The sequence below is a fragment of the Pseudarthrobacter sp. CC12 genome (assembly GCF_039907755.1).
Lineage (GTDB): Bacteria > Actinomycetota > Actinomycetes > Actinomycetales > Micrococcaceae > Arthrobacter > Arthrobacter niigatensis.
The window spans coordinates 37,909-60,064 of sequence record NZ_JARDJH010000012.1 but is presented as its reverse complement, the minus strand read 5'-3'; the positions used below and the strand labels follow the sequence as shown (position 1 = coordinate 60,064).

Sequence of the window (22,156 nt, the reverse complement as noted above, 5' to 3'; positions counted from 1 at the left end):
AAGCAAGCATACGCACAGTCCACAGTCCGCGGAAGTATTTTCCGGGGGCATTTGCCTACGCTTTGGGCGAAGCCCCGGAACCGCTTTCACCTGCGGCGGATTCCTCGGCGAGGACGGATTCCACCCACGTCCGGGCGGCCGCGAAAGCCGCATCGGAGGTATGGGCGGGAACCGGAGTGGCGTGCCTGTCGGCCCTGGCGTAGGAGCCCAGGAAGCGGGTGCCGGGACTGATGCGGTGCAGCCCTGCCAGTGCGTCAGCCACCCTGGCCTCGCGGGCATGGCCGTCGGCGTCGATGCTGAAGAAATAGTGGCCCAGGTACTGTCCGGTAGGGCGCGATTCGATCCTGCTGAGGTTGACGCCGCGGCTGGCGAACTGGTCAAGGATCTCCATGAGGGCGCCCGGCCGGTCCTCCGGCAGCGGGACCACAACGGTGGTCTTGTCCGCTCCGGTCCGTTCCGGCAGTAGAGCCGGCCGGCTGACCAGGATGAAGCGTGTCACCGCGCCGGGGTTGTCCCCAATGTCTTCCGCCAGGACCGACAGCCCCGCATGCTCCCGGGCCACGAGCGGGGCGCAGATTGCCGCGTCGTACCGGCAGTCCGCGTCCAGCAGCCCCAGCGCGGCAGCGGCTGTTGACGATCCGGGAACGTATTCCGCACCAGGTATATGCTGATCCATCCATAGCCGGCACTGCGCCCAGGCATGGCCGTGCGTGGACACCCGCCGTACATCCTCCAGCTGCACGCCGGGCCGGGCAGCCAGGACAAAGCTGATGGGAACCAGGACTTCGCGGATGATCCGCAGTTCCGGGCCCGTGGCAATGGCATCCAGCGTGGCAGTCACGCCGCCCTCCACCGAGTTTTCGATGGGGACCATGCCGGCGTCTGCCGAGCCGTCGCGGACTTTGTCAAGGGCAGCGTTGACGTTCGACGCCGGCAACCGGACCGCCTGGGCGGCGCCAGGGACCTGCAGCAGGGCAGCCTCAGTGAATGTGCCCTCCGGACCGAGGAAGGTATAGGTGCAGGGCACTAAAGCACCAGGGGCTTGAGTCCGTTGTCCGAGACCAGGGGCTTGCCGGATTCCAGCCACTGGTCCATGCCGCCGGACACGTTGATGGCTGTGTACCCCTGGCCTGTGAGCCATTGGGCCACGCGGAAGGAGCGGCCGCCGGTGCGGCAAATGACGTAGACGTCCTCGTCCGGGTCGAGTTCATCCAGCCGGGCCGGGACCTGATCCATGGGGATGTGGACTGCGCCCTCGGCATGGCCGGCAACCCACTCGTAGTCCTCCCGGACGTCCAGGATCACGGCGTCGGCCGGGACGTCATGGACGGGGACGGTATCGAAATCGCTCATCGGAGTCCTGTCTTGGCAGCTCTGTCGGATCAAAGTCAGGTTTAAGCCTAGCCCTTCCGCCTCCCCGCAGCCGGAACGGGTCCGGGGAAAGGCGCGGGTTAGGCTGGTGAAGGCCCAGGAGGTTTCCATGTCCCAGCAGCTGACCGCCCTCTCCGCGCTACCGGCTTGTGCCTGCCGGAAAGCCCGGCCCCGGCCGGCAGGTCCCCGTGCCTGAACTCCACGAACTTTCGGCACTGGCGCTCCGCGACCTCCTGCGCAGCGGATCGGTGTCCGCCACTGAATCCACCGGACACTTCCTGGAGCGGATCGGGCAGCAAAACCCACTGCTGGGCGCCTTCATCACCGTGACGGCGGACCAGGCCCTGGAGCAGGCGCGGGCTGCGGATACCCGCAGCGCCCATTCCGCCGCCGATGACCTGCCCCTGCTGCACGGCATGCCGCTGGCGTTCAAGGACCTCGCGGACGTGGCCGGTGTGGTGACCACGCACGGCAGCGCCGCCCTGGACCACAAACCCGCCCCTGCCGACGCTCCCCTGGTGTCCCTTTTCAAGGATGCCGGCGTGGTTTCGCTGGGCAAGACCCAAGTGCCCGAATTCGGACTGACGGCCTACAGCGAAAACCGCATCGCGCCGCCGTCGCGCAACCCGCACGCGCCCGGCAGAAGTTCGGGAGGGTCCTCCGGCGGCAGTGCAGCCGCCGTGGCGGCAGGGTTGCTGCCTTTTGCCCCCGGGACCGACGGCGGCGGATCAGTCCGCATACCCGCTGCCGCCTGTGGCCTGGTGGGACTCAAACCCGGGCGGGGGCTGGTGGCCGCCGGGGAAAGCGCCGGCGACCCTGCCCGGCTGGTGACACCGGGACCCATTGCCCGGAGCGCAGAGGATGCCGCGCTGATGATGGACGTCCTGGCCCCAGGGAACCAGTACCTCGAGGCAGTCCGGCAGGAGCCGCCGCGGCTGAGGATCGGCATCACGCTGGACAGTCCCTGGTCCGGCACCTTTCCGTTCACGCCGGACCGGGAGGCCCTGGACGCGCTCCAGGCCGGCGAAGCCCTCCTGGAACATGCTGGCCATACCCTTGGCGACGCCGGCGTCCGATATGACAACCGGTACCCGGATGCCTTCACCACAGCCTGGACCGCCGGAGTGGGCGCCGCCCGGATCAGCCCATCCAGGGAAGCGCAGCTCGCGCCCCTGACCCGGACCTTCCGCCGGCGCGCGCAGCAGCGCAGCCCTGCCAAACTTGCCGAGGCGCTGGCGTTCCTGCGGCAGTTCCAGCACGACACGGAGGCCCAGTACCGGCAGTGGGACCTGATGTTGATGCCCGCGCTGGCGCAGACGCCCCGGCCGGTGGGCTGGTTCACCGGCACGGCGCACGGCAGCGGCCGCTGGCCGTCGGCGCAGTGGCCCGGGGACGCCGATGGCGACTACCGGAAGCAGTGCGAATACGCGCCCTGGTCCTCGATGGTCAATGTGTGCGGACTGCCGGCGATCACGGTTCCGGTGTATTGGACCGGCGGCGCTCCCGGGAGCGGACTGCCCATGGGAATCCAGCTGGTGGGCCCTCCGGGTTCTGAGGCCCTCCTGCTGCAGGTCGCGCGCCAACTCGGCTTCTAGGGGCAGGGCTTTTTGCTGTTGACCTTAACCTAACGGCGGCTTAACCCAGCCGTAACCTGGGCTACCCAAACTGGTAAAGCGCCATTACGTTTCCTCCACCCACCAAGCTCCACGAGGAGTTGTCCCGCATGAATGCTGAACCCAGCGCAACCGGCGCCGAAACTTACGCGGCGGCCCCCGACGGCCGGCCGGACCTGAGCAACACCAACGTCAGGGAGGACCTCGCCATGGCCGGCCGGTGCGCCCTGGTCCACCTGCCGACGGGCCGGACTTGCCTGCTCCCCCTCCGCCATCAAGGGCCCTGCGAGTTCCACCGCCCGCAGGAGGCACAGGACATCGTTAACGGCGGCTGACTCCCCGCGTGGCCTGCCCCGCGGGCTGCATACCGATGCCGCGGCGCCCGTGTGGACTTCGCCGGCGTATCGACTCCCGCGCCAATCAGGGGGACGATTAAAGGGCAGTCACCATGAGGAGGCCTGTATGTGCTACGCATCAAACAAGGACTTCGGATGGGGCGCCAGGAAGGAAACGACGCGCCGGCCCGAAGCCGAAACAAAACCCGAAACACCTGCGGAAACTCCAAAGGAGCCGGTCAAGGCACCGGATTTCACCTTCTGGGCGTTCCCCAACTGGCGCAGGTCCCCTGCACCGCGCACCCCCTCCGCGGAGCGGAACAGGGAGAGGGTCTGACGCCCGGGCTGTAATGACCCGGGCCGGTCGAAGGAGGGGTTCCCGGGCGGGTGCCCCTCCTTCGACAAAACACCCCGGGACCTCCTCCGTCTGCGACTCTTGGCCGCACACCCCGTTACGCGCGTTGTGCTAACGCAACACTGGCGTCTATGGTTGCACAATAAGCATGCTTATTATTCTGCGAAAGGAAACGGGCATGAGCGCAGGACAGTACACGCCAGGACCGGACCGCACGCCGGAACGCGAGGCCACCACGCCGTCAGCAAACCCGGCCCAGCCGTCCGGGGACCGGGCCGCATCCCTCGGCGGCGCCCCGTCCTACCCAACCCGGGAGCCCGGAACGCCCGCCACGGGAACCTCGGCCACGACCGCCCCGGGCGGCGCCACCCCGGAGCGCAAGGTCACCCGCGCCGGAGTCATCTGGGCAGCGGTAGTGGCTGCCTTGGCGCTCCTGATCCTGCTGATCGTTTTCATCCTGCAGAACCAGGAACAGGCCTTGGTGAAATTCCTGGGCTTCGAGGGCTCAGTCCCGCTTGGCATGGCTCTGTTCATCGCGGCCGTGACGGGCGGCGTGCTGGTGGCCGTTGCGGGCGGCGTGCGTATCCTCCAGCTCCGCTCCAACGCCCACAGGGCACGGGTCCGGCAACGAAAGTAGCGGCCGGTCGCCGAGCCGCCCGGTCGCCGAGCCGCCCGCGTGGCTGCCGCCGTCGAGGTGGGTACCGACGTCCCAGCTTTACGCCGGCTCCCCTAACGGGCGCCCAGCGTCGCGAACTTTCCAGCGCGGGCAGCCACCAGTTCCGGCACGGGAACTCCCGCCACAGTCGCCAGCTCATACTCAATCGCCTGTGCCATCCGGACGCAGAATTCGCGCGGCTCCAGGGAAGCATCACCGCGCTCGTCAACGATGTGGTCCACCAGCCCGTTCGCGTACAGCGCCGCGACGTTCACACCCTGCGCCTGGGCCATGGCGGGCGCGAATTCGGTGGTCCGGTGGACGATGGCGCTGGCACCCTCCGGCGGCAGCGGCGACAGCCAGCTGTGCTGCGCGGCGATGGTCCTGTCCGCAGGCAGCAGCGCCAGCGCCCCTCCCCCGGCCCCCTGGCCAAGCAGCACGGAAACCGACGGTGACTCGAGTCCGATCAGTTCATGCAGCGAGCGCGCAATCTCGCCGGCAAGCCCGCCCTCCTCCGCTTCCTGCGAAAGGGCGGCACCGGCGGTATCGATGACAGTCAGCAGGGGAAGCCGCAGTTCCTCCGCCAGCTTCATCCCCCGCCGTGCTTCCCGCAATGACCCGGGACCCATGCCGGCGGCGTCTTTCCGCAGCGGGCGTGCGTGCCCCAGCACGATGCAGGACTGGGTGCCGAAGCGTGCAAGAGCCAGCAACAACCCGGGGTCCTTCTCGCCCTGCCCGGTTCCGTTCAAGGGAAGGGCATCGCCGGCGCCGAATTTCAGCAACTGGCGCAGGTCGGGCCGCCGCGGCCGCCGGGAGAGCCCGATGGACGTCCAGGCGTCCACGGACGATGGCCGGACGTTCAGGGTGTCGGGAGCCGCGGGGCGCGGCGGCAGCGGGGCCGCGGGAGCGAGGATGTCCAGCGCCCGGCCCACCAGATCGGCGAGGTCGCGGGGTTCCACCACGCCGTCGATCAACCCCTTGTTGAAGAGGTTTTCCGCCACCTGGACGTTCTCCGGGAACGCTTCGCCATACAGCGCCTGGTAGACGCGTGGGCCAAGGAATCCCAGCAGGGCCCCGGGTTCGGCCACGTTGATGTGCCCCAGGGATCCCCAGGACGCCATCACGCCGCCGGTGGTGGGGTGGCGCAGGTAGACCAGGTAGGGAAGCCCGGCCTGTCGGTGCGCGCGGACTGCGCCGGTGATCTTCACCATGGACAGGAACGCGAGCGTCCCTTCCTGCATCCGCGTGCCGCCTGACGCCGGACCGGCCAGCAGCGGGAGCCCTTCGGCAGTGGCGCGTTCGACGGCGGCAACAATCCTTTGCGCTGCCGCGTGGCCGATCGACCCGGCAAGGAACGAAAATTCGCTGACGATGAGTGCGACCCTCCGGCCGCGGATCAGCCCGGCGCCGGTGATCACTGATTCGTCGGCGCCGCTGCGCTCCCGCGCCTTGGCCAGGTCCCGGGCGTACTCTTCGGACAGCCCGGGCTGCTCCGGTTCCGCGTCCCAGGAAACGAACGAACCGGGGTCCACCACGGCTTCGAGCAACTCGGTGGCGTTCATGTGCCGCACCTTCTCTGCCGTCGCCACGCTACTTGGCCGCCGGAGCCGCGGGGGCCATGCCCAGCCATTCCCGGATGGCGGCGCCGTCCTCATTCAGCAGCGGCGGTGCGTCGTGCCCGGTCGGGGTGGTTTCCGCGGCGTCGCCGGGTGCGAAGAACCGCAGCGGCGGCCCCGGCAGGCTCACCTTTCCCAGCAGCGGATGGTCCACCTCCACCACCAGGCCCTGGGACGCCACCTGCTCCCAGGCGTACACCTCATCCAGTGAGCGGACCTTGCCGGCCGGGATCCCGGCGTCGTTCAGCTTCTGCAGCAGTTCCACCGCCCCGTACCCCGAGAAGGCGCGTTCGACGGCGGCAATCACCTCGCCGCGGTTCCGCACCCTTTCGGCGTTGCTGGCGAAACCGGGGGCGGCAGCGTCCAGGCCGAAGGCTGCCGCGAAGGACTGCCACAGTTTCTCACTGCCGACGCTGATCTGGACGCTGCCGTCCTTGCAGTTGAACAGGCCGTAGGGTGCGATGGACGGGTGGTGGTTTCCCTGGGCCTGCGGAACTTCGCCGGCAACAGTGGTCCGGGTTCCCTGGAAGGCGTGGACTCCAATCAGGGAAGCGAGCAGCGACGTGCGCACCACCTGGCCCCGGCCGGTCCGGTTCCGCTCCACCAGTGCCGCCAGGACGCCGAACGCCCCGTTCATGCCGGAGAGCAGGTCGGCGATGGGAACGCCCACGCGCTGCGGATCATCCGGTCCGGAGCCGGTGAGTGACATGAGTCCGGCTTCGCCCTGCAGGATCTGGTCGTAGCCGCTGCGCTGGGATTCGGGGCCGTCGTGGCCAAAGCCGGTGATGGACAGGATCACCAGGCGCGGGTTGAGCTCATGCATCGCAGCCGTTGAGAAGCCCAGCCGGTCCATGACGCCGGGCCGGAAGTTCTCGATCACCACATCGGCCCGCTCCAGCAGTCCGCGCAGCACCGCCTGCCCGTCTTCGCTCTTCAGGTCCAAACTGATGGATTCCTTGTTGCGGTTGCAGGACATGAAGTAGGTGGACTGCAGGTCATCCTCCGGGCCGACGAAGGGCGGGCCCCAGCCCCGGGTGTCGTCCCCCGTGCCGGGGTTCTCCACCTTGATGACGCGGGCACCGAGGTCCGCCAGCATCATGCCGGCGTGCGGTCCGGCAAGTGCCCGGCTGAGGTCGACGACGGTGTGCCCGGCCAGGGGGCCTTGGCGGTTCTCAGTGCTCATGTTCTGGTTTCCTTTCTAAAAACAGGCTGGACGGGGGCGGTGGCAGTTAGAGCCAGCCGGGGACCACCAGTGCCAGCCATGCCAGGACGGGTCCGGCCACGATGACGATTCCGCTGTAGCCGAGGATCCGCTTGTAGAACTGGTCCTTGTCCACGCCCTCCGGGGCGTTGGCCAGCACCAGTGCGCCGTTGGTGGAAAACGGCGAGACGTCAACGATCGTGGCGGAGACCGCCAGGGCGCAGATGACGCCCACGGCCCCGATTTCACCCGTCGACAGGAACGGGACGGCGAGCGGGATGAGCGCTGCCAGGATCGCGGTGGAGGAGGCGAAGGCGGACACCACGGCGCCGATGAAGCAGATGATGAGGGCTGCCAGCAGCGGCATTCCCATTCCGGCGACGCCGCTGGAGACGAATTTGATGGTGCCGGCCTCCTCAAGCACGCCGACGAAGGTCAGCATGCCGCAAATGAGCAGCACGGTGGACCAGCTGATCTTGTTGATGGCGCCCTTCTGCGCGGCCGGCGAGACCAGGGCCAGCACGATGGCGATGGTGATGGAGACGAAGCCGACATCCATCTTGAAGCCGAGGGCCACCACGGCCAGCACGATCAGTCCGGCAATGGTGACAAGCTGGGGGATCCGTTCGGAACGTTCCTTGGTGGCGGCAATGCCGTCGCCTGCTGGGTCGCGGTCGCCGTACATGCCCGAGCCGAAGCCCTTGAAAGGAACGTCGCCCCCGGGCGCCTTGGCGCCGACGCTGACTGCCATGCGCGCCTCGACCGCCTGCTCCACGAAGTGTCCCACCTTGGAGGACAGGAGGTTCTTGCCGCCCAGGACCACGAAGAGGACCAGCGCGATGACCAGGTTGAAGATGAAGCTGGACAGGAACAGGGCGGTGGGGCTGAACGCGAGGTCGGTCTTGGCCAGGATGCCGTTGACGGTGACGCCGTAGACGGCGATGGGCGAGAAGCCGCCGGCCTGTGCGCCGTGGATCACCATCATGCCCATCAGGAGCGGGCTGATCTTGTACTTGCCGGCAAAGCTCAGGGCGATGGGGGCAATGATGGCGACGGCGGCGGGAGACAGGGCGCCCACGGCCGTGATCACCGCGGTGATGGCGAACATGACCCAGGGGATGAGGGCAACGCGGCTGCCCACGAGCTTGACGGCTCCCCGGACCAGGAGGTCGATGGTGCCGTTGTTCTGCGCGATGGCGAAGAGGTAGGTGACGCCCACTATGGTGAGGAAGAGGCCGCCGGGGAAGTTGGCCAGGATCTCATTGGTGGACATGCCCAGCACCACGGCGCCGAGCAGGAAGGCGCCGACGAAGGCGAGCGCACCCATGTTGAGGGGCAGGACGGTGGCGAGCAGGAACATCGCCGCGAGGATGATGATGGATAGGACAGGAGCGGACATCGTTGGTCCTCCATTGAGGGGAAGAATGTGACGTGAGTTACTGGCTCACTGGACTAGCCTCTTAGACAGTGAGTCTATCTGTCAATAGATGAAGGCGGTATTCTGGACCGGTAGACCCAAGGGAGGGCTTTGTGGAGAAGACGGCACGGCTGGGGCTGGAACGCGTTGCGCGGCCACGGCTGTACGAGCAGCTGGTGGAACAGATCCTTGCCTACATCGAGTCCGCCCAGCTGAAGCCCGGCGACCTGCTGCCGGCCGAGCGCGACCTCGCCGAGCGGCTGGGCGTCTCCCGCGCCACTCTCGCCCAGGCACTGGTGGCCCTTGAGGTTCTGGGCGTCATTGACGTGCAGCACGGCACCGGAGCCGTGCTGGCCCGGAGGCCCAGCGTCGCCTCGGTGGTCAAGGGCCTGCGTGAGCACCAGAGCCGGCTGCCGGAAATCGTGGAAGCCCGCAGCACCCTGGAGGTGAAGCTTGCCGCCCTTGCCGCGGAACGCCGGACGGACCAGGACCTCGCCGCGATCGACAACGCCCTGGACGTCATGGCACAGGAAATCAGCGACGGCGACCGCGGCACCCACGGTGACGAACTCTTCCACCAGGCCATCACCGGCGCGGCGCACTCCTCGGTCCTGGCACAGCTGATGGCCTTCATCGCGGAGATGATCCTGGAAACAAGGATGGAGTCGCTGGGCCAGCCCGGCCGGCCGGAACAGTCACTGGCTTCGCACCGGAAAATCGCGGATGCCGTGCGTGCGCAGGACGCTGCGGCAGCGGCCGACGCCATGCTGGCGCACATCGAGCTCGTCTCCGACGTGGAGCTGCTCCGCTAGCAGCCGCACGCACCGGGCAGTACCGCCGTAGAGGCACGATCCATCGACATGATTCCGCCGTGCGAGCGCCACGGCCACCCGAGAGGCCAGTTCACGCTGTGGTTCGGCGCCAACGCGCAGATCACCGCCATCGTGGACGGCGCCCTGGCCGTGGTGTTCGGGGCGGATGCTTTCTGGGCCATCGTGGGCCTGTTGGTGGGGAATGTGCTGGGCGGCGCCGTCATGGCCCTCCACTCTGCCCAGGGCCCCAAGCTGGGGCTGCCCCAGATGATTTCCAGCCGGGCGCAGTTCGGCGTGTACGGGGCCGTGATCCCGCTGGCACTGGTCATCCTGATGTACGTCGGATTCGCCTCCACCGGCACCGTCCTTTCGGGGCAGGCCATCAACCTCATGCTGGGAGTGGAGACGCCCGCCGTCGGAATCCTCATCTTCGGTGCGGCCACCGCCCTGCTGGCCATCCTGGGCTATAAGTACATCCACGCGCTGGGCCGCATCGCCACCGTGCTGGGCCTCGCCGGCTTCCTCTACCTGACGGTCGCCGTCGTCACCAGGTTCGACGTCACCCAGGTGCTGATGGTCAAGGGCTTCGAGTGGCCCACGTTCCTCACCGCCGTCGCCCTCGGCGCAGGCTGGCAGCTGACGTTCGGCCCGTACGTCGCCGACTACTCCCGCTACCTCCCGGCCCACACCTCCGAGCGCAAGACGTTCTGGTACACCTTCGCCGGCTCGGTGGGCGGCGCCCAGTGGGCCATGACCCTGGGCGCCCTGGCCGGAGGGCTGTCGGCCGCCAAGCTGGGCGGGGATTTCCTGAAGAACCAGGTGGGGTACATGGGCGACCTCGCCGGCGGCGGCCTGATCGCCGTCTTCATCTACCTGATGATCGTCACCGGCAAGCTGACAGTGAACTGCCTGAACGCCTACGGGGCCTTCATGTGCGGCGTGACCATCAGCACCGCGGTCAACCGCCGGGACACTGTCTCCAAAACCGTCCGGATCGCTTTCGTCGCGGCGGTCATCGGTGCCAGCGTCCTCATCGCGCTGTTCGCCAGCAAGGACTTCCTGAACGTGTTCAAGAACTTCGTGCTCCTGCTGCTGATGGTGTTCACGCCATGGTCCGTGATCAACCTCGTGGACTACTACAAGATCTCCCGCGACCGGCTGGACATCCCGGCCCTGTACAACCCGGACGGCCGCTACGGCCGCTGGAACGCCGCGGCCCTGGTCTCCTATGGAATCGGCGTCGTCATCCAAATCCCGTTCCTGGCGCAGGCCCTGTATACCGGCCCGGTCACCAAGCTGCTGGGCGGGGCGGACATCTCCTGGCTCGTGGGGATCGTGGCCACCCTCGCCATCTACTACCCGTGGGCCAAGGCCACGAACCGGGCCCCGGCGGAATCGATCTACCCGGCGGGCAGGGTTGGGGAGCCGGCGGTCGTGGCAATGGAGGGGTAGGCAGGCAGCTGGGGACTTTACGACGGCGGCCCGGGCATTAGGTGCCAGGGCCGCCGTTGGCGCCGGGCCGGGGCTGCCGGCACCCGCCGGTTAGAACGTGCCGGTGTTTGACCCGGCAGTGCCGGCGACGGCCACGCCAATAATGAACAAAAGCCAGAGCGCTCCGTAGCCCAGCAGGCAAAGGTAACCCAGCACCAGGCCGGTGATGGACATCCCCTTGCCCGAGGGTTCACGGCGCAGGGCCAAATGGCCGGTGATGATGGCGGCGAACTGGGGCAGCAACAGCCAGCCCATGATCACCGAGGCGATGCCGCAGACCATGCTGGCGATGCTCAGCGTCTTGGGTTCCACCTGCTGGCCGTAGTAGGACGCCTGGCCGAAGTACTGCGGCTGGCTGTACTGCGGCTGGTTGTACTGGGCCTGGTTGTAGGGTCCTTGGCCGTACTGCGGCTGGTTGTACTGGGCCTGGCCATACTGGGACTGGCCATGACCGGCTCCCTGCCCATACTGGCCCGGTGGCTGGTACCCGGACCACGGCGGGCCGCCGGGCTGGTTTTCGGGTCGCTGGTAATCGGGCCCCTGGGATGGCTGGTTGCTCATGGTTTCTCCCCTGCGAATCTGGTTACAGCCTACTTCAGTGCAGGACCAGCCGGACGGCCAGGACCACCATCAGGACGCCGATGGCGGCGTCGATCCACCGCCAGGTCCGGGGGCTGGCGAGCACCCGGGCCAGTGCCCGCGCCCCGTAGCCGAGGGCCGTGAACCACAGGACGCTTCCGGCCACGGCGCCGGCGGCAAAGGTCCAGCGTAGCCCGGGGCCCTGCTGGTTGGCGAGGCTGCCCAGCAGCACCACGGTGTCCAGGTAGACATGTGGGTTGAGGAAGGTCAGGGCGGCCGTGGTGGCGATGACCGAGTTCCTGGACCTGGGCGACTGCTCCGTCAGCGCGGAAGGCCTCGCCGCTGCCAGGAAGGACCGCACCGCGAACCACAGCAAATAGGCGGCTCCGGCCCAGCGCAGGACTTCCAGCACCCCGGGGAATTGGGTGACCAGCGCTCCGATCCCCGCTGTTCCGCCCACGATCAGCAGCGCGTCACCGGCCATGCAGACGAGCACCACAGCGCCAATGTGCTCCCGGCGGATGCCTTGGCGCAGCACAAAGGCGTTCTGGGCGCCGATCGCCACGATCAGCGCCAGCCCGGTCAGCATTCCAGTTATTCCCGCGGTCCACATTCCATGACCATAGGATCGCAACCCACTGTAGACAAATAACAGATTCGTGGTTGTCCTTAGAATATCTTCATGAACCTTGAACACCTGAAGGCCCTTGTCGCGGTTGTCGACGAAGGAACGTTTGAGGCCGCGGCAGACCTGCTCCGCGTCACTCCGTCAGCCGTGAGCCAGCGCATCAAGGCGCTGGAAACCTCCGTGGGGCAGGTCCTGGTACGCCGCCGGGTTCCCTGTACCGCCACGGACGCGGGTGCGCTGCTGCTGCGGATGGCCCGCCAGGTGCAGTTACTCGAGGCCGAGACCGCGGCAGCACTGGGAACGGGTTCGAGCTTGCGGGCCCCTCTGCCAGTGGCCGTGAACGCCGATTCGCTGGCCACGTGGTTCCTTCCGGTCCTGCACCAGGCCGCAGGCTGGGAGGACTCTGCACTGGACCTTCATGTTGAGGACCAGGGCTACAGCAGCCAACTGCTCCGCGACGGCGCAGTGATGGCCGCGGTGACCTCCGACCCAGTCCCGGTGAGCGGATGCCGCGTGGAGTTGCTGGGATCCATGCGCTATATCCCGGTGGCCGCTCCAGGGCTGCGCCGGCGCTTTTCCAGCCCAGGCGGGATGGACTGGGCGGCAATGCCGGTTATGAAATTCAATGCGAAGGACACCCTGCAGCAGCAGCTGCTGGCCGCGAAGAGCGTGCAGCAGGCTCCGCCCACGCATACCGTGCCCTCATCCCAGGGGTTCCTTGCAGCGGTCAGGGCCGGCCTGGGCTGGGGAATGATTCCGGAGCTCCAGCTCTCGGGCGAACTGGCAGACGGCGCCCTGGTCCGGTTGGAGGAGGCCGCCCACCAGGACGTTGCCCTCTACTGGCAGGCCTGGTCCCTCGATTCAAACCGCCTCGCCCGAATCGGCGCGGCGGTCCGCGAGGCCGCCATTGACCAACTGCGGCCCGGGACCCGGCAGGAGCCTAGCGGGCCAAGTAGGGCAGGAAATAGACGGCAAAAATAACGAACGCCGCCAGCAGCGCCAGCTTGCCTGCGCTGGTCCCACCGTGGTGCTGCGCCCTGGTGCTCCGGCCGTGGCGCCAATGCCCGGCCGGCGCGGCCGCATGCTGCCCTGCCTGGACGTCGCGTGGCGGCAGGGCACGGCCTGCGGGGTGGCCGGATGCGCTGCGGGCCCTGGCTGCGTCCTTGGCTCCGGTTTTGCCTCCCGGGCTTGCGGCGGGACCGGCCGGGGGCAGGGCTCCCGCCGGGCGCACCACGGTTCCCGGACGCACGTTGCGCAGGGCAGTGATGCCGGGCTCCTGTTCGTGCGTGAGCTGCCGGCCCAGGTCCTCGTACAGGCCCACCACGGCCTGCTGGTCCAGTACCGCGGGCAGCGACTCGATGGCCGGGACCACCCGCTGCGAACCGGCCACGGCCACGTCCGAGTCGGTGATACCAAAAAGGTCGGGCTGGGCAGCCATGCAGATAAGTGGACGGACCAGCCTGCGGTGCGGCGGAGCCAGCACCGAGGCAACGGCAGCGCATTGGGCCAGGGCACCTTCAACGGCCTGGGTGCGCGCATAGCGGCCCTGCCAGAGCACGCCGGATGCCACCTGCACCTCGCCGGTCCAGTTCTTGGAATCCACCACCACCACGCCGCCCGGTCCCACCAGGACGTGGTCCAGGGTGGCCTTGGGCCTGCCCGGCCAATGGACATCGTGGAGCACGTACCAGCCGCGGGGAACCAGCTCGCTGAGCTTGTCGGCCACTGTCCGCTCCCCCACCGCGCCGGCATCCCATGCCTTGGTGGATTGATCGGCCTCATCCAGCCTGCGCTTCAGCCGCGCCACGCGCTCGGCAGCAAGCCTGGACTGCTCCGCTGCCCCGTCTCCTGCCCCCATTGGACGTCCCCGTTTCCTTGCCGGAACCGACCAAGGCGGCGGCTCGCCGTCGTCCGTTCCTTTCGGTGGAATTTCCTTGAAAGTAGCAGTGGGCGGAAGGGGCGGTATATAGGTACTTTCGCGGCTGTGTACTCAGTTGGACTACTTGGTTGGCGTACGTCACGGCAGGTCACAGCGTCCGGATTTTGGGCGGGTCGTTTTGACTCCTGCCAGCTTCTGGCATGCTGGAGCCATGGCTAGCCGCGCGGGTACAGTTGCCCAACCCCAGGACCTTGTTGACATCACTGCGCTCCTCGACGCGTATTACGACATCGCGCCGGACCTGGGTGATCCCGGCCAGCGCGTGGTGTTCGGAACGTCCGGGCACCGAGGGTCCAGCTTGAAGGCCTCCTTCAACGAGCAGCACATCGTGGCCATCACCCAGGCAATCGTGGAGTACCGGGCGGCCCAGGGCGTCACCGGTCCGCTGTTCCTGGCCAAGGACACCCACGCGCTGAGCGAGCCGGCACAGAACTCTGCCCTCGAGGTCCTCGCCGCCAACGGCGTCCAGGTCCTGGTGGATGCCCGGCACGGCTACACCCCCACCCCGGCCCTGAGCCACGCCATCCTCACCTACAACCGGAAGGCGGCGCCCGGCGCCCCGCAGGCTGACGGCATCGTGGTAACGCCCAGCCACAACCCGCCCGGCGACGGCGGCTTCAAGTACAACCCCCCGCACGGCGGTCCGGCCGACTCAGACGCCACAGGCTGGATCGCCAACCGCGCCAACGAGCTCCTGGAAAACGGCCTGCGGGGCGTGAAGCGGATTCCGCTGGCCGACGCACAATCGGCCGACACTACCGGCAAGTTCGACTTCCTCTCCAGCTACGTGGACGACCTTCCGTCCGTCCTGAACCTGGATGCCATCCGCGAGGCCGGCGTCCGGATCGGTGCCGACCCCATGGGCGGCGCCTCCGTTGACTACTGGGGCGAGATCGCCGAGCGCCACCACCTGGACCTCACCGTGGTGAACCCCACCGTCGACCCGCAGTGGGCGTTCATGACGCTGGACTGGGACGAAAAAATCCGCATGGACTGCTCCTCGCCGTCCGCCATGGCCTCGCTGATCCAGCGGATGTCGGCAGGCGGATCCTCCTTCGATATCGCCACCGGCAACGACGCCGACGCAGACCGCCACGGCATCGTCACCCCTGACGGCGGCCTGATGAATCCCAACCACTACCTCGCAGTGGCCATCGACTACCTGTACCGCAACCGCAGCGGCTGGAACCCGGCCTCGGTAGTGGGCAAGACCCTGGTGTCATCCTCCATCATCGACCGCGTGGCGCAGAGCCTGGGCCGCAAGCTCGTGGAGGTACCGGTGGGCTTCAAATGGTTCGTGCCCGGCCTGCTCTCGGGTGAAGGCGCGTTTGGCGGGGAGGAATCCGCCGGCGCTTCATTCAACAAGCTGGACGGCAGCGTGTGGACCACGGACAAGGACGGTATCCTGCTGGCCCTGCTGGCATCCGAGATCACCGCGGTCACGGGCAAGTCCCCGTCGCAGCTGTACAAGGGCCTGACCGACCAGTTCGGTGCCCCTGTCTACGCCCGGATCGACGCCGCCGCGACGCGTGAGCAGAAGGCAAAGCTGGGCAAGCTGTCCGCCGCTGACGTGACTGCCACGTCGCTGGCGGGCGAGGAGATCACCGCCAAACTCACCGAGGCACCCGGCAACGGCGCACCCATCGGCGGCCTGAAGGTGGTCACCGAGAACGCCTGGTTCGCGGCCCGGCCGTCCGGCACCGAGGACGTCTACAAGATCTACGCCGAGTCCTTCAAGGGCGAGGAGCACCTGAAGCAGGTCCAGGCAGAGGCCAAGGCGCTGGTGGACAGCGTCATCGCCTAGTTTCCACCCTCGCGGCACCACAGCCGGAGGACGCGCCTGGTGGTGTGGTCGCCGTCGGGAGCCATGTCCACCAGGGCGACGCGGTCAAGCACGACGGCGTCGCCGGGGTGGAGGCGCTTGCCACCATGGTGTGAGACGTGGGGGCGGTATCCGGCGAGGGTGTGGGCCGGCGTCAGGATCCTGCCTTCCACGCCCACGACGACGTCAACCAGCTGCCCGTGCAGGGCCTGCAGGTCAGGCTGGGGCTGGATGAGGTTGACGGGAACGGATCCGTTGCGGCCGAAGGCGGCGTCCTCCCCCACGGTGAGCGCGGCGCCCAGCGCTGCGGCTGCCGGTGCGTCAGCGAGCCCGGCGATGCGTTCGGCGACGTCCGCGCTGCCTGTTGCGGCGGCGTCGAACCCCACGTCAAACCGCACCAGCGTGATGTGCAGCGGCCAGTCGGTGCGTGGGAAGACCTGGCCGTCGGCCACGGGCTCCACGAAGGCCACAAAGATCAGGTTCCGCGTCGGCATGGCCCCAGTCTCCCACCACGGCCGCGTCCAGACGCACCATCACCTCCCGCCCTTAAAACCCAAACGCCCCATCACCAGGTGATGGGGCGTTTGGAGAAAACACGCAGGAAGTGATGGGGCGTCAGACGGTGCGGACGGCCTCACCGTAGGAGTACTTGGGCTTTGCGTCGCCCCAGGCTTCCTCACCGGGCTGGCCGATGTTGACCACCATGAAGCTCTTCTGGTCGCCGGCCGGGAAGAAGGCGGCGTCAATCGCGGCGAAGTCGGCGCCGGTCATGGGACCTGCGGCGAAGCCGAGCGAGCGGACGGCCAGGATGAAGTAGCCGGCCTGCAGGTGGGCGTTGTTGTTGCCCGTGGCGGCCGCGAGTGCGGGGTCGGCGTCGTACATGGCCTTGGGGGCGTTGTAGCCGGGGAGGAAGTTGTCCCACTTGCCGGCCCAGTCGGTGTCGTAGCTGAGGATGGCCACGAGCGGTGCGGAGGCGGTCTTGGCCTGGTTGCCGCGGGACAGGGCGTCAACCAGGGTGGCGCGGGCCTCGGCCGAGCGGACGTAGGTGACGCGCAGCGGCTGGGAGTTGAAGGCGGTGGGGCCGAACTTGGTGAGTTCATAGATGGCCTGGGCCTGCTCTTCGGTCACCTCGCCGGTGAAGGAGTTGGCGGTGCGTGCCTGGGCGAAAATGGCGTCCACGGCTGCCGAATCGATAACCGCTTCTTCATGGGCAATGGTCATTGGCGTACCTTTCGCTGCGGGTCACCCGCCTTGCCGCGGTGGCCCCTGGTTGCTCTCCATAGTTGCAACTTCAACTGACCGTTGGCTCTTCCCGCATCAGGGGTGACCTTGGCCACAGCGGGTGCGCGCGGAAACTTGGCGGTATTCTGGACCGAGTTGATCTTCGCCCCCTCGCGGCACCCCCTGAAAGGCATTCCTTCCCATGAGCATGCTCGGAATCAAATGGAAGCTGCACGGCACCGGCAAAACCATCAAGCCCGGCCAGGTGGTGGCCCCCGATGAGCGCCTGGCGTGGCCCCTGACCATAGGGGTGGGCATGCAGCACGTGGTGGCCATGTTCGGCGCCACCTTCCTGGTTCCCATCATCACCGGGATGCCGCCCGCCACCACGCTGTTCTTCTCGGGCATCGGCACGCTGCTGTTCCTGGTGGTCACCAAGGGCCGGGTGCCCAGCTACCTGGGTTCGAGCTTTGCGTTCATCGCGCCCATCACGGCCTCGCAGGCGCAGTTCGGGATTCCCGGCGCGCTGGGCGGCGTCGTGCTGGCGGGAACCACACTGGCCATGGTGGGTGCCGTGGTGCAGAAGTTCGGCGCCGGCTGGATCAACCGGCTGATGCCGCCGATCGTCACCGGCGCCATCGTTGCGTTGATCGGCCTGAACCTTGCCCCCGCAGCTAAGCAGAACTTCGACGCCGCCCCCATCACCGCGCTGGTCACGCTTGTCACCATCATCCTGGTCAGCGTCCTGTTCCGCGGGATCCTGGGCAGGCTCAGCATCCTGGTGGGCGTGGTGGTCGGTTACCTGGTGGCCATGCTCCGAGGCGAGGTGAAGTACGACAAGATGGACGCCGCAGCCTGGGTCGGCCTGCCGCACTTCCAGACTCCCGAGTTCCACCTCGGCGTTTTGGGGCTGTTCGTCCCGGTGGTCCTGGTGCTGGTGGCGGAGAACATTGGCCATGTGAAGTCCGTGGCCGCCATGACGGGGCAGAACCTCGACGGCGTCTCCGGACGGGCGCTGATGGCCGACGGTGCCGCTACCGTCCTGGCCGGCTTTGGCGGCGGTTCGGGCACCACCACCTACGCGGAAAACATCGGCGTCATGGCGGCCACCAAGGTGTATTCGACGGCGGCCTATTGGGTGGCGGGGATGTTCGCCATCCTGCTCAGCTTTTCGCCGAAGTTCGGCGAACTGATCGCCACGGTCCCGGCAGGCGTGCTGGGCGGCGCAGCCACCATGCTGTACGGCATGATCGGCATCCTCGGCGTGAAGATCTGGGTCCAGAACAAGGTCAACTTTTCGAACCCCATCAACCTGACCACCGCCGCCGTCGCCCTGATCATCGGCATCGCTGACTACACCTGGACCATTGGGGACCTGAAGTTCACCGGCATCGCCCTCGGTTCCGCTGCCGCGCTGGTGATCTACCACGGCATGAAGGCCATCGCGAAGGCGCGCGGAACAGTGGCCGAGCCCGAAACGGAGCAAGGCGTCCTGCCTCCCGCCGTGAAGTCGGCGCTGAACGCAGCCTCGAAGCGCGGCCCCAAGAAGCGCTAACCCCCTGTTCAGATTGCCCCTCCCGGCATCCCGTGTAGGTTGAAAAGACGTCAAGCACTACGTCTGGGGGATCAATGCTTGAGAGTTTCATGCGCCTGCCGAAATCGCCGCCGCCTGGAAACCACCGCCACGTCCAGCAGGCCGACCTGCCAGCAGGGCAGATCTACACCCTGGGTCCGGTACCTCGGAGCCGCGTGGCAGGATGCGTCCTCGCGGTCCTGCTCAGCGCCTGGATGCTGGCCGTGCCAATTGCCCTGATTGACCGGCTCAAGGATGCTCCCGGCCCGGGCGCCGGCTTCCTGACCGGGAGCATTATTACCTTCGCCGCGGTCACCGCGGGCCTCGGCGGTTTCCGCTTCTTCAACGCCAGAGACGTCCGAAGGCGTTTGTCCGGCGCCCTCATCGCGGCCCTGGTTGCAGCCGTCACCGCAGCGGCAGCTTCTGCGCTGCTCCCCGAATACGGCCTGTTGCTGGCCGTTCCGGGCCTGTTGGCTGGAGTGCCTGCGCTCGTCGCCCTGGGGGGGGACCACCGCAGGCACCGCGCTGCCGGTACCAGGAACTAGGCGGCCTGCCCCTGAGGCGCCGGTCCACCCGCCATACCGGGGTTCAGGCCGGCCGCGGGGTGGCCCGGCGGGAATGGCCCCGGACGGCCTTGGCCGAAGACCGGGCCGGGCTGCGGCCGCTTCGCCGCCAGCGCGTCGGCCTGATGCGGCCGCAGCTGCTTGAGCACCCACGGCATGAAGTACCGCCGCGCCCACACCAGGTCCTCGGCCCGGGCCTGCGTCCACCCGTGCGCCGGCAGCGGCCTGGGCTGCAACGGCTTGAGCGCATGCTCCACGCCCAGCGCATTGAGGGTTGCCACGGCCACGGCGTGGTGGCCCAGCGGCGAAAGATGCAGCCGGTCCGGGTCCCACATTGACGCGTGCTGAAGCTCCGGCAGGCACCACAGGTCAACCATGATGGCGTGGTGCCGGGCCCCGATGGTGTGCAGGTGCTCGTTGTAGATGGCCACGCGGCCGCGGATTTTGCCGAATACCGGCGTGTTGCCCCAGTCCGGGCCCGCAAACAGGAGCACGGTGGCACCGGTGGCTGCGAGCGTGCCGATGGCCTGGTCCAGCTTCCCGGCAAGCTTGTCGGGATCGCCGTGCCTGAAGATGATGTCGTTGCCACCGGCGGCAATGGCGACAAGGTCCGGCTTCAGGGACAGCGCCGCGGCCAGTTGCCCGTCGAGGATCTGCCGCAGCAGCAGTCCCCGGATGGCCAGGTTGGCGTACGCAAAGTCGGCACGGCCGGACGCCAGCTCCTCGGCCACGCGGTCCGCCCAACCCCGGAGCCCGCCCAGGCTGAGCGGTTCCGGGTCGCCGATTCCTTCGGTGTAGGAGTCTCCCAGGGCAACGAACCGGCGCCAGGGGTGGCTGTCCGGCCCGTCCGCGATGAAACGCAGCTCCTGCTTCTGGATGGTCATGCTGTCCTCCCTTCTGCGGGAGGCGGGGTTTCCGTCTTCGCCGCAGCGTTCCTGCGGGGTTGCTTTCCGGTTGGAAAGCCCCGCCCCGCCGCCGACGGACGCGGAAGCTCCGCGACGCCGTCGTACGCTTCCTGCCGCAACGCGGACGGCGGTGCGCCGTTCCGGTCCCGGCCGGCCCCCGGGGCCACGACATTCAGGGCCGCGTCCCGGAGGTCAAGCTCATGGTGCAGTGCCTGCGTCTGCAGGAAAAGCAGCGCGGCCTCCCTGCTGAGTCCGTATTCGCTGGTGAGGCTGCGCACGGCCAGGTCCACCAGGACCAGGGAGCTTTGGACGACGGCGAGGCCGGCTGTCGCTTCCGCCCTCTCGGCCATGCGGAACACGAGGCGAAGGGCCCTAGCCATCTGGCGCGCATAGCCCCGAACCCTGACCAGGTCGTCGCTGGTAAACGCGTGCGGCACGCCCGCGTAAAAGGTGACGGCGGCGCTCGTCCCGCCTTCGGCCATGATGGGCACGGAAAGCATCGACTTCACCCCGTGGCCCGACGCCGCACTCGCGTAACCGGGCCACCGCCGGTCACGGCTCAGATCCGATACCAGGACGAATGCCTCGGTGCGCATGGCCTCCATGACGGGCCCGTCGGCGAACGAGCACTGTTCCCGGTCCGCCTCCCGCGCCCGCTCCGCGCTGGCCGCAAGCGTGTGTCCCTGGCCCAGGCGGAAGAGCGTGGCGGCCCAGCCAATACCGCGGCGTTCACCCTTGATATCGCTCATGAAGTCATGGGTGACTTCCCGGAGGAAGGTTTCGACATCCTTGCTGTCGAAGACCGGCTCCGGGGTAACTGGAAGCAGCCCCCAGCCAACCTGCCCCGAAGGTTCAGCCGCCATGTTCCAGCCCTGTTCGAAGCGCTTCGGCCTACTACAAAACCTGGTTCCAAGAATACGTCCGAACCGGGGCCTGGCGGGAGTGGCGGCAGAAATAAGCCTAAAGAGGGGGAAATGGTTCGCTGATATGGTCCCCCTGTACGGCAACAGCTGCACCGCAGCACAGGCCCGGCCGGAGAGGAGCCCCGTTTGGACACCCGGAAGCTGAAGTATTTCCTGGCGGTGGTGGACCAAGGCGGGTTCAACCGCGCGGCCGAACACCTGTTGATCGCCCAGCCCTCGCTGTCGCAGACCATTGCAGGCCTGGAAAAGGAGCTGGGAGTTCCGTTGTTCCACCGGATAGGCCGCCGCGCCGTCCTCAGCGACGCAGGCAAGGAGCTGGTAGGGCCGGCGCGGCTGGTGATGCGGGACCTGGACGCCGCGCAATCCGCGGTTCAGGCATTGCGCGGCGTCCGCAGTGGGCAGCTGGACATTGTCACCATGCCCTCGCCCGGAATCGAACCCCTGACCTCGATGATCGCCGCGTTTACCCGGTCCTACCCGTCAGTCAGATTGAACGTGGAGGCAGCCTTCACGCCGGAGGAGGTCATCGAATCGGTGCGTAACGGCAGCACCGAGATCGGACTGGCCGGTGCTGCCACCGCCATCCGGGTGCCCGGGGTGGAAGTGCTTGCGCTGGAGCGCCAGCCGCTGATCCTGATCGTCAATCCGCAGGCAGACACCTTCGGCCCGGGAGAGGCCATCGCGCGGGAGGACCTGAACGGGCACCGGCTCATCGCCAGCCAGCGGGGATCCCTGATGCGCTGGCTGGTGGATGATGCCCTGGCGCGCGGAGTCAATGCCGAGATCGTCGTGGAAGTGGCCCACCGTACCTCGGTCCTGCCCCTCGTGCTGGCAGGGGTGGGGCACGCGGTGATGCCTTCCTCGTGGGCCCCCACCGCCGGGAAGGCCGGGCTGCGCACGCTCCTCATTGAGCCGGTTTCCCACCTGGAGGTGGCCATCCTGAGCCGCAAGGACGATCTCACGCCCGCGGCGCGGGCCTTCCTGCAGGTGGCCAAGGACCACGCCCAGTAAGCACCGGCGGCGATTGATAGGCGCAACCTATCTGGCGGATCGAATCTTGGTCTTGGACGCCCACCCCGCCGCGCCCGTCTACTTGAGGAGGAAGAAAACAGTGTGACCGGGGCGACACCCGCACAC

23 protein-coding genes are annotated in these 22,156 nt (G+C 67.8%); 11 read left to right on the top strand and 12 right to left on the bottom strand.

Annotated elements, in window-relative coordinates; translation table 11 throughout:
• Nucleotides 1-55 precede the first annotated feature (55 nt).
• Both pheA and PV772_RS10875 read right to left on the bottom strand, forming a co-directional pair.
• Nucleotides 56-1,027 carry a prephenate dehydratase gene (pheA, locus tag PV772_RS10880; RefSeq protein WP_347886136.1) on the bottom strand — a complete coding sequence of 324 codons (972 nt, stop codon included), beginning with the start codon at nucleotides 1,025-1,027 and terminating at the stop codon, nucleotides 56-58.
• Nucleotides 1,027-1,353: a rhodanese-like domain-containing protein gene (locus tag PV772_RS10875; RefSeq protein WP_141182990.1), complete on the bottom strand. Its 327-nt coding sequence runs from the start codon at nucleotides 1,351-1,353 to the stop codon at nucleotides 1,027-1,029. Before PV772_RS10875 ends, pheA begins: the two co-directional genes overlap by 1 nt.
• A 206-nt stretch (nucleotides 1,354-1,559) precedes the next feature.
• Between PV772_RS10875 and PV772_RS10870 the strand changes: the two genes are divergently transcribed.
• The 4 genes from PV772_RS10870 to PV772_RS10855 all read left to right on the top strand — a co-directional run bounded on the left by PV772_RS10870 (nucleotide 1,560) and on the right by PV772_RS10855 (nucleotide 4,311).
• A complete protein-coding gene (locus PV772_RS10870) occupies nucleotides 1,560-2,966 on the top strand; it encodes an amidase (protein ID WP_347886135.1) in 1,407 nt (468 codons plus the stop codon).
• Between the two features lie 128 nt (nucleotides 2,967-3,094).
• Nucleotides 3,095-3,319, top strand: coding sequence for a hypothetical protein (locus PV772_RS10865; RefSeq protein WP_141158609.1), 225 nt, complete (start codon nucleotides 3,095-3,097; stop codon nucleotides 3,317-3,319).
• Nucleotides 3,320-3,446: 127 nt separating this feature from the next.
• Nucleotides 3,447-3,656: a hypothetical protein gene (locus tag PV772_RS10860; RefSeq protein WP_347886134.1), complete on the top strand. Its 210-nt coding sequence runs from the start codon at nucleotides 3,447-3,449 to the stop codon at nucleotides 3,654-3,656.
• Nucleotides 3,657-3,852: 196 nt separating this feature from the next.
• Complete coding sequence (locus PV772_RS10855; RefSeq protein ID WP_347886133.1) at nucleotides 3,853-4,311, top strand: LapA family protein; 459 nt, start codon at nucleotides 3,853-3,855, stop codon at nucleotides 4,309-4,311.
• A 92-nt stretch (nucleotides 4,312-4,403) separates the two neighbouring features.
• On the opposite strand, the gene PV772_RS10850 is transcribed toward PV772_RS10855, so the two are convergent.
• Genes PV772_RS10850 through PV772_RS10840 form a run of 3 tightly spaced genes read right to left on the bottom strand, consistent with a single transcriptional unit; the run spans nucleotide 4,404 to nucleotide 8,545 of the window.
• Nucleotides 4,404-5,918 carry a carboxyl transferase domain-containing protein gene (locus PV772_RS10850; RefSeq protein WP_141182986.1) on the bottom strand — a complete coding sequence of 505 codons (1,515 nt, stop codon included), beginning with the start codon at nucleotides 5,916-5,918 and terminating at the stop codon, nucleotides 4,404-4,406.
• A gap of 1 nt (nucleotide 5,919) precedes the next feature.
• Nucleotides 5,920-7,128, bottom strand: coding sequence for a CoA transferase (locus tag PV772_RS10845; protein WP_141182985.1), 1,209 nt, complete (start codon nucleotides 7,126-7,128; stop codon nucleotides 5,920-5,922).
• Between the two features lie 46 nt (nucleotides 7,129-7,174).
• The gene (locus PV772_RS10840; RefSeq protein WP_347886132.1) at nucleotides 7,175-8,545 is read right to left on the bottom strand and encodes an SLC13 family permease; all 1,371 of its coding nucleotides are present in this window, start codon (nucleotides 8,543-8,545) and stop codon (nucleotides 7,175-7,177) included.
• 131 nt (nucleotides 8,546-8,676) lie between these two features.
• Here PV772_RS10840 and PV772_RS10835 point away from each other — a divergent pair, with 131 nt between their 5' ends.
• Both PV772_RS10835 and PV772_RS10830 read left to right on the top strand, forming a co-directional pair.
• Nucleotides 8,677-9,375, top strand: a complete 699-nt coding sequence (locus PV772_RS10835; RefSeq protein WP_141182983.1) for an FCD domain-containing protein — start codon at nucleotides 8,677-8,679, stop codon at nucleotides 9,373-9,375.
• 48 nt (nucleotides 9,376-9,423) lie between these two features.
• The gene (locus PV772_RS10830) at nucleotides 9,424-10,827 is read left to right on the top strand and encodes a cytosine permease (RefSeq protein WP_347886131.1); all 1,404 of its coding nucleotides are present in this window, start codon (nucleotides 9,424-9,426) and stop codon (nucleotides 10,825-10,827) included.
• 90 nt (nucleotides 10,828-10,917) lie between these two features.
• Here PV772_RS10830 and PV772_RS10825 read toward each other — a convergent pair whose 3' ends face one another.
• Nucleotides 10,918-11,427, bottom strand: coding sequence for a DUF4190 domain-containing protein (locus tag PV772_RS10825; RefSeq protein WP_347886130.1), 510 nt, complete (start codon nucleotides 11,425-11,427; stop codon nucleotides 10,918-10,920).
• Nucleotides 11,428-11,461: 34 nt separating this feature from the next.
• Complete coding sequence (locus PV772_RS10820; RefSeq protein ID WP_347886129.1) at nucleotides 11,462-12,058, bottom strand: LysE/ArgO family amino acid transporter; 597 nt, start codon at nucleotides 12,056-12,058, stop codon at nucleotides 11,462-11,464.
• Between the two features lie 69 nt (nucleotides 12,059-12,127).
• On the opposite strand from PV772_RS10820, the gene PV772_RS10815 reads away from it, so the two are divergent.
• A complete protein-coding gene (locus PV772_RS10815; RefSeq protein WP_347886128.1) occupies nucleotides 12,128-13,054 on the top strand; it encodes a LysR family transcriptional regulator ArgP in 927 nt (308 codons plus the stop codon).
• On the opposite strand, the gene PV772_RS10810 is transcribed toward PV772_RS10815, so the two are convergent.
• Nucleotides 13,014-13,931, bottom strand: a complete 918-nt coding sequence (locus tag PV772_RS10810; protein ID WP_347886127.1) for a nuclease-related domain-containing protein — start codon at nucleotides 13,929-13,931, stop codon at nucleotides 13,014-13,016. The genes PV772_RS10815 and PV772_RS10810 overlap by 41 nt on opposite strands.
• A gap of 232 nt (nucleotides 13,932-14,163) precedes the next feature.
• Between PV772_RS10810 and pgm the strand changes: the two genes are divergently transcribed.
• The gene (gene pgm / locus PV772_RS10805; RefSeq protein ID WP_141158620.1) at nucleotides 14,164-15,816 is read left to right on the top strand and encodes a phosphoglucomutase (alpha-D-glucose-1,6-bisphosphate-dependent); all 1,653 of its coding nucleotides are present in this window, start codon (nucleotides 14,164-14,166) and stop codon (nucleotides 15,814-15,816) included.
• Here pgm and PV772_RS10800 read toward each other — a convergent pair.
• Both PV772_RS10800 and PV772_RS10795 read right to left on the bottom strand, forming a co-directional pair.
• Nucleotides 15,813-16,328, bottom strand: a complete 516-nt coding sequence (locus tag PV772_RS10800) for a 2'-5' RNA ligase family protein (RefSeq protein ID WP_347886126.1) — start codon at nucleotides 16,326-16,328, stop codon at nucleotides 15,813-15,815. The genes pgm and PV772_RS10800 overlap by 4 nt on opposite strands.
• 121 nt (nucleotides 16,329-16,449) lie before the next feature.
• Nucleotides 16,450-17,055, bottom strand: a complete 606-nt coding sequence (locus tag PV772_RS10795; RefSeq protein WP_347886125.1) for a malonic semialdehyde reductase — start codon at nucleotides 17,053-17,055, stop codon at nucleotides 16,450-16,452.
• 202 nt (nucleotides 17,056-17,257) lie between these two features.
• Here PV772_RS10795 and PV772_RS10790 point away from each other — a divergent pair, with 202 nt between their 5' ends.
• On the top strand, nucleotides 17,258-18,610 hold the full coding sequence (locus tag PV772_RS10790; protein WP_347886124.1) for a solute carrier family 23 protein: 1,353 nt from the start codon (nucleotides 17,258-17,260) through the stop codon (nucleotides 18,608-18,610).
• Nucleotides 18,611-18,684: 74 nt separating this feature from the next.
• Nucleotides 18,685-19,173 carry a hypothetical protein gene (locus tag PV772_RS10785; protein WP_347886123.1) on the top strand — a complete coding sequence of 163 codons (489 nt, stop codon included), beginning with the start codon at nucleotides 18,685-18,687 and terminating at the stop codon, nucleotides 19,171-19,173.
• On the opposite strand, the gene PV772_RS10780 is transcribed toward PV772_RS10785, so the two are convergent.
• The gene (locus PV772_RS10780; RefSeq protein WP_347886122.1) at nucleotides 19,170-20,075 is read right to left on the bottom strand and encodes an SGNH/GDSL hydrolase family protein; all 906 of its coding nucleotides are present in this window, start codon (nucleotides 20,073-20,075) and stop codon (nucleotides 19,170-19,172) included. The genes PV772_RS10785 and PV772_RS10780 overlap by 4 nt on opposite strands.
• Nucleotides 20,072-20,959 (bottom strand): GAF domain-containing protein, encoded by an 888-nt coding sequence (locus tag PV772_RS10775; RefSeq protein WP_347886121.1) that lies wholly within the window; start codon nucleotides 20,957-20,959, stop codon nucleotides 20,072-20,074. Before PV772_RS10775 ends, PV772_RS10780 begins: the two co-directional genes overlap by 4 nt.
• Nucleotides 20,960-21,145: 186 nt before the next feature.
• Here PV772_RS10775 and PV772_RS10770 point away from each other — a divergent pair, with 186 nt between their 5' ends.
• Entirely contained in the window at nucleotides 21,146-22,030 is an 885-nt protein-coding gene (locus PV772_RS10770; protein ID WP_141182973.1) for a LysR family transcriptional regulator, read from the top strand.
• The last annotated feature ends 126 nt before the right edge of the window (nucleotides 22,031-22,156 follow it).

What these genes read in the sequence shown, in the direction of transcription:
- PV772_RS10840 (WP_347886132.1), bottom strand. Translation starts at nt 8,545, where the DNA reads ATGTCCGCTCCTGTCCTATCCATCATCATCCTCGCGGCGATGTTCCTG.
- PV772_RS10825 (WP_347886130.1), bottom strand. Translation starts at nt 11,427, where the DNA reads ATGAGCAACCAGCCATCCCAGGGGCCCGATTACCAGCGACCCGAAAAC.
- PV772_RS10875 (WP_141182990.1), bottom strand. Translation starts at nt 1,353, where the DNA reads ATGAGCGATTTCGATACCGTCCCCGTCCATGACGTCCCGGCCGACGCC.
- PV772_RS10860 (WP_347886134.1), top strand. Translation starts at nt 3,447, where the DNA reads ATGTGCTACGCATCAAACAAGGACTTCGGATGGGGCGCCAGGAAGGAA.
- PV772_RS10845 (WP_141182985.1), bottom strand. Translation starts at nt 7,128, where the DNA reads ATGAGCACTGAGAACCGCCAAGGCCCCCTGGCCGGGCACACCGTCGTC.
- PV772_RS10815 (WP_347886128.1), top strand. Translation starts at nt 12,128, where the DNA reads ATGAACCTTGAACACCTGAAGGCCCTTGTCGCGGTTGTCGACGAAGGA.
- PV772_RS10865 (WP_141158609.1), top strand. Translation starts at nt 3,095, where the DNA reads ATGAATGCTGAACCCAGCGCAACCGGCGCCGAAACTTACGCGGCGGCC.
- PV772_RS10775 (WP_347886121.1), bottom strand. Translation starts at nt 20,959, where the DNA reads ATGGCGGCTGAACCTTCGGGGCAGGTTGGCTGGGGGCTGCTTCCAGTT.
- pgm (WP_141158620.1), top strand. Translation starts at nt 14,164, where the DNA reads ATGGCTAGCCGCGCGGGTACAGTTGCCCAACCCCAGGACCTTGTTGAC.
- PV772_RS10855 (WP_347886133.1), top strand. Translation starts at nt 3,853, where the DNA reads ATGAGCGCAGGACAGTACACGCCAGGACCGGACCGCACGCCGGAACGC.
- PV772_RS10800 (WP_347886126.1), bottom strand. Translation starts at nt 16,328, where the DNA reads ATGCCGACGCGGAACCTGATCTTTGTGGCCTTCGTGGAGCCCGTGGCC.
- PV772_RS10820 (WP_347886129.1), bottom strand. Translation starts at nt 12,058, where the DNA reads ATGTGGACCGCGGGAATAACTGGAATGCTGACCGGGCTGGCGCTGATC.
- PV772_RS10795 (WP_347886125.1), bottom strand. Translation starts at nt 17,055, where the DNA reads ATGACCATTGCCCATGAAGAAGCGGTTATCGATTCGGCAGCCGTGGAC.
- PV772_RS10790 (WP_347886124.1), top strand. Translation starts at nt 17,258, where the DNA reads ATGAGCATGCTCGGAATCAAATGGAAGCTGCACGGCACCGGCAAAACC.
- PV772_RS10780 (WP_347886122.1), bottom strand. Translation starts at nt 20,075, where the DNA reads ATGACCATCCAGAAGCAGGAGCTGCGTTTCATCGCGGACGGGCCGGAC.
- PV772_RS10785 (WP_347886123.1), top strand. Translation starts at nt 18,685, where the DNA reads ATGCTTGAGAGTTTCATGCGCCTGCCGAAATCGCCGCCGCCTGGAAAC.
- PV772_RS10830 (WP_347886131.1), top strand. Translation starts at nt 9,424, where the DNA reads ATGATTCCGCCGTGCGAGCGCCACGGCCACCCGAGAGGCCAGTTCACG.
- PV772_RS10810 (WP_347886127.1), bottom strand. Translation starts at nt 13,931, where the DNA reads ATGGGGGCAGGAGACGGGGCAGCGGAGCAGTCCAGGCTTGCTGCCGAG.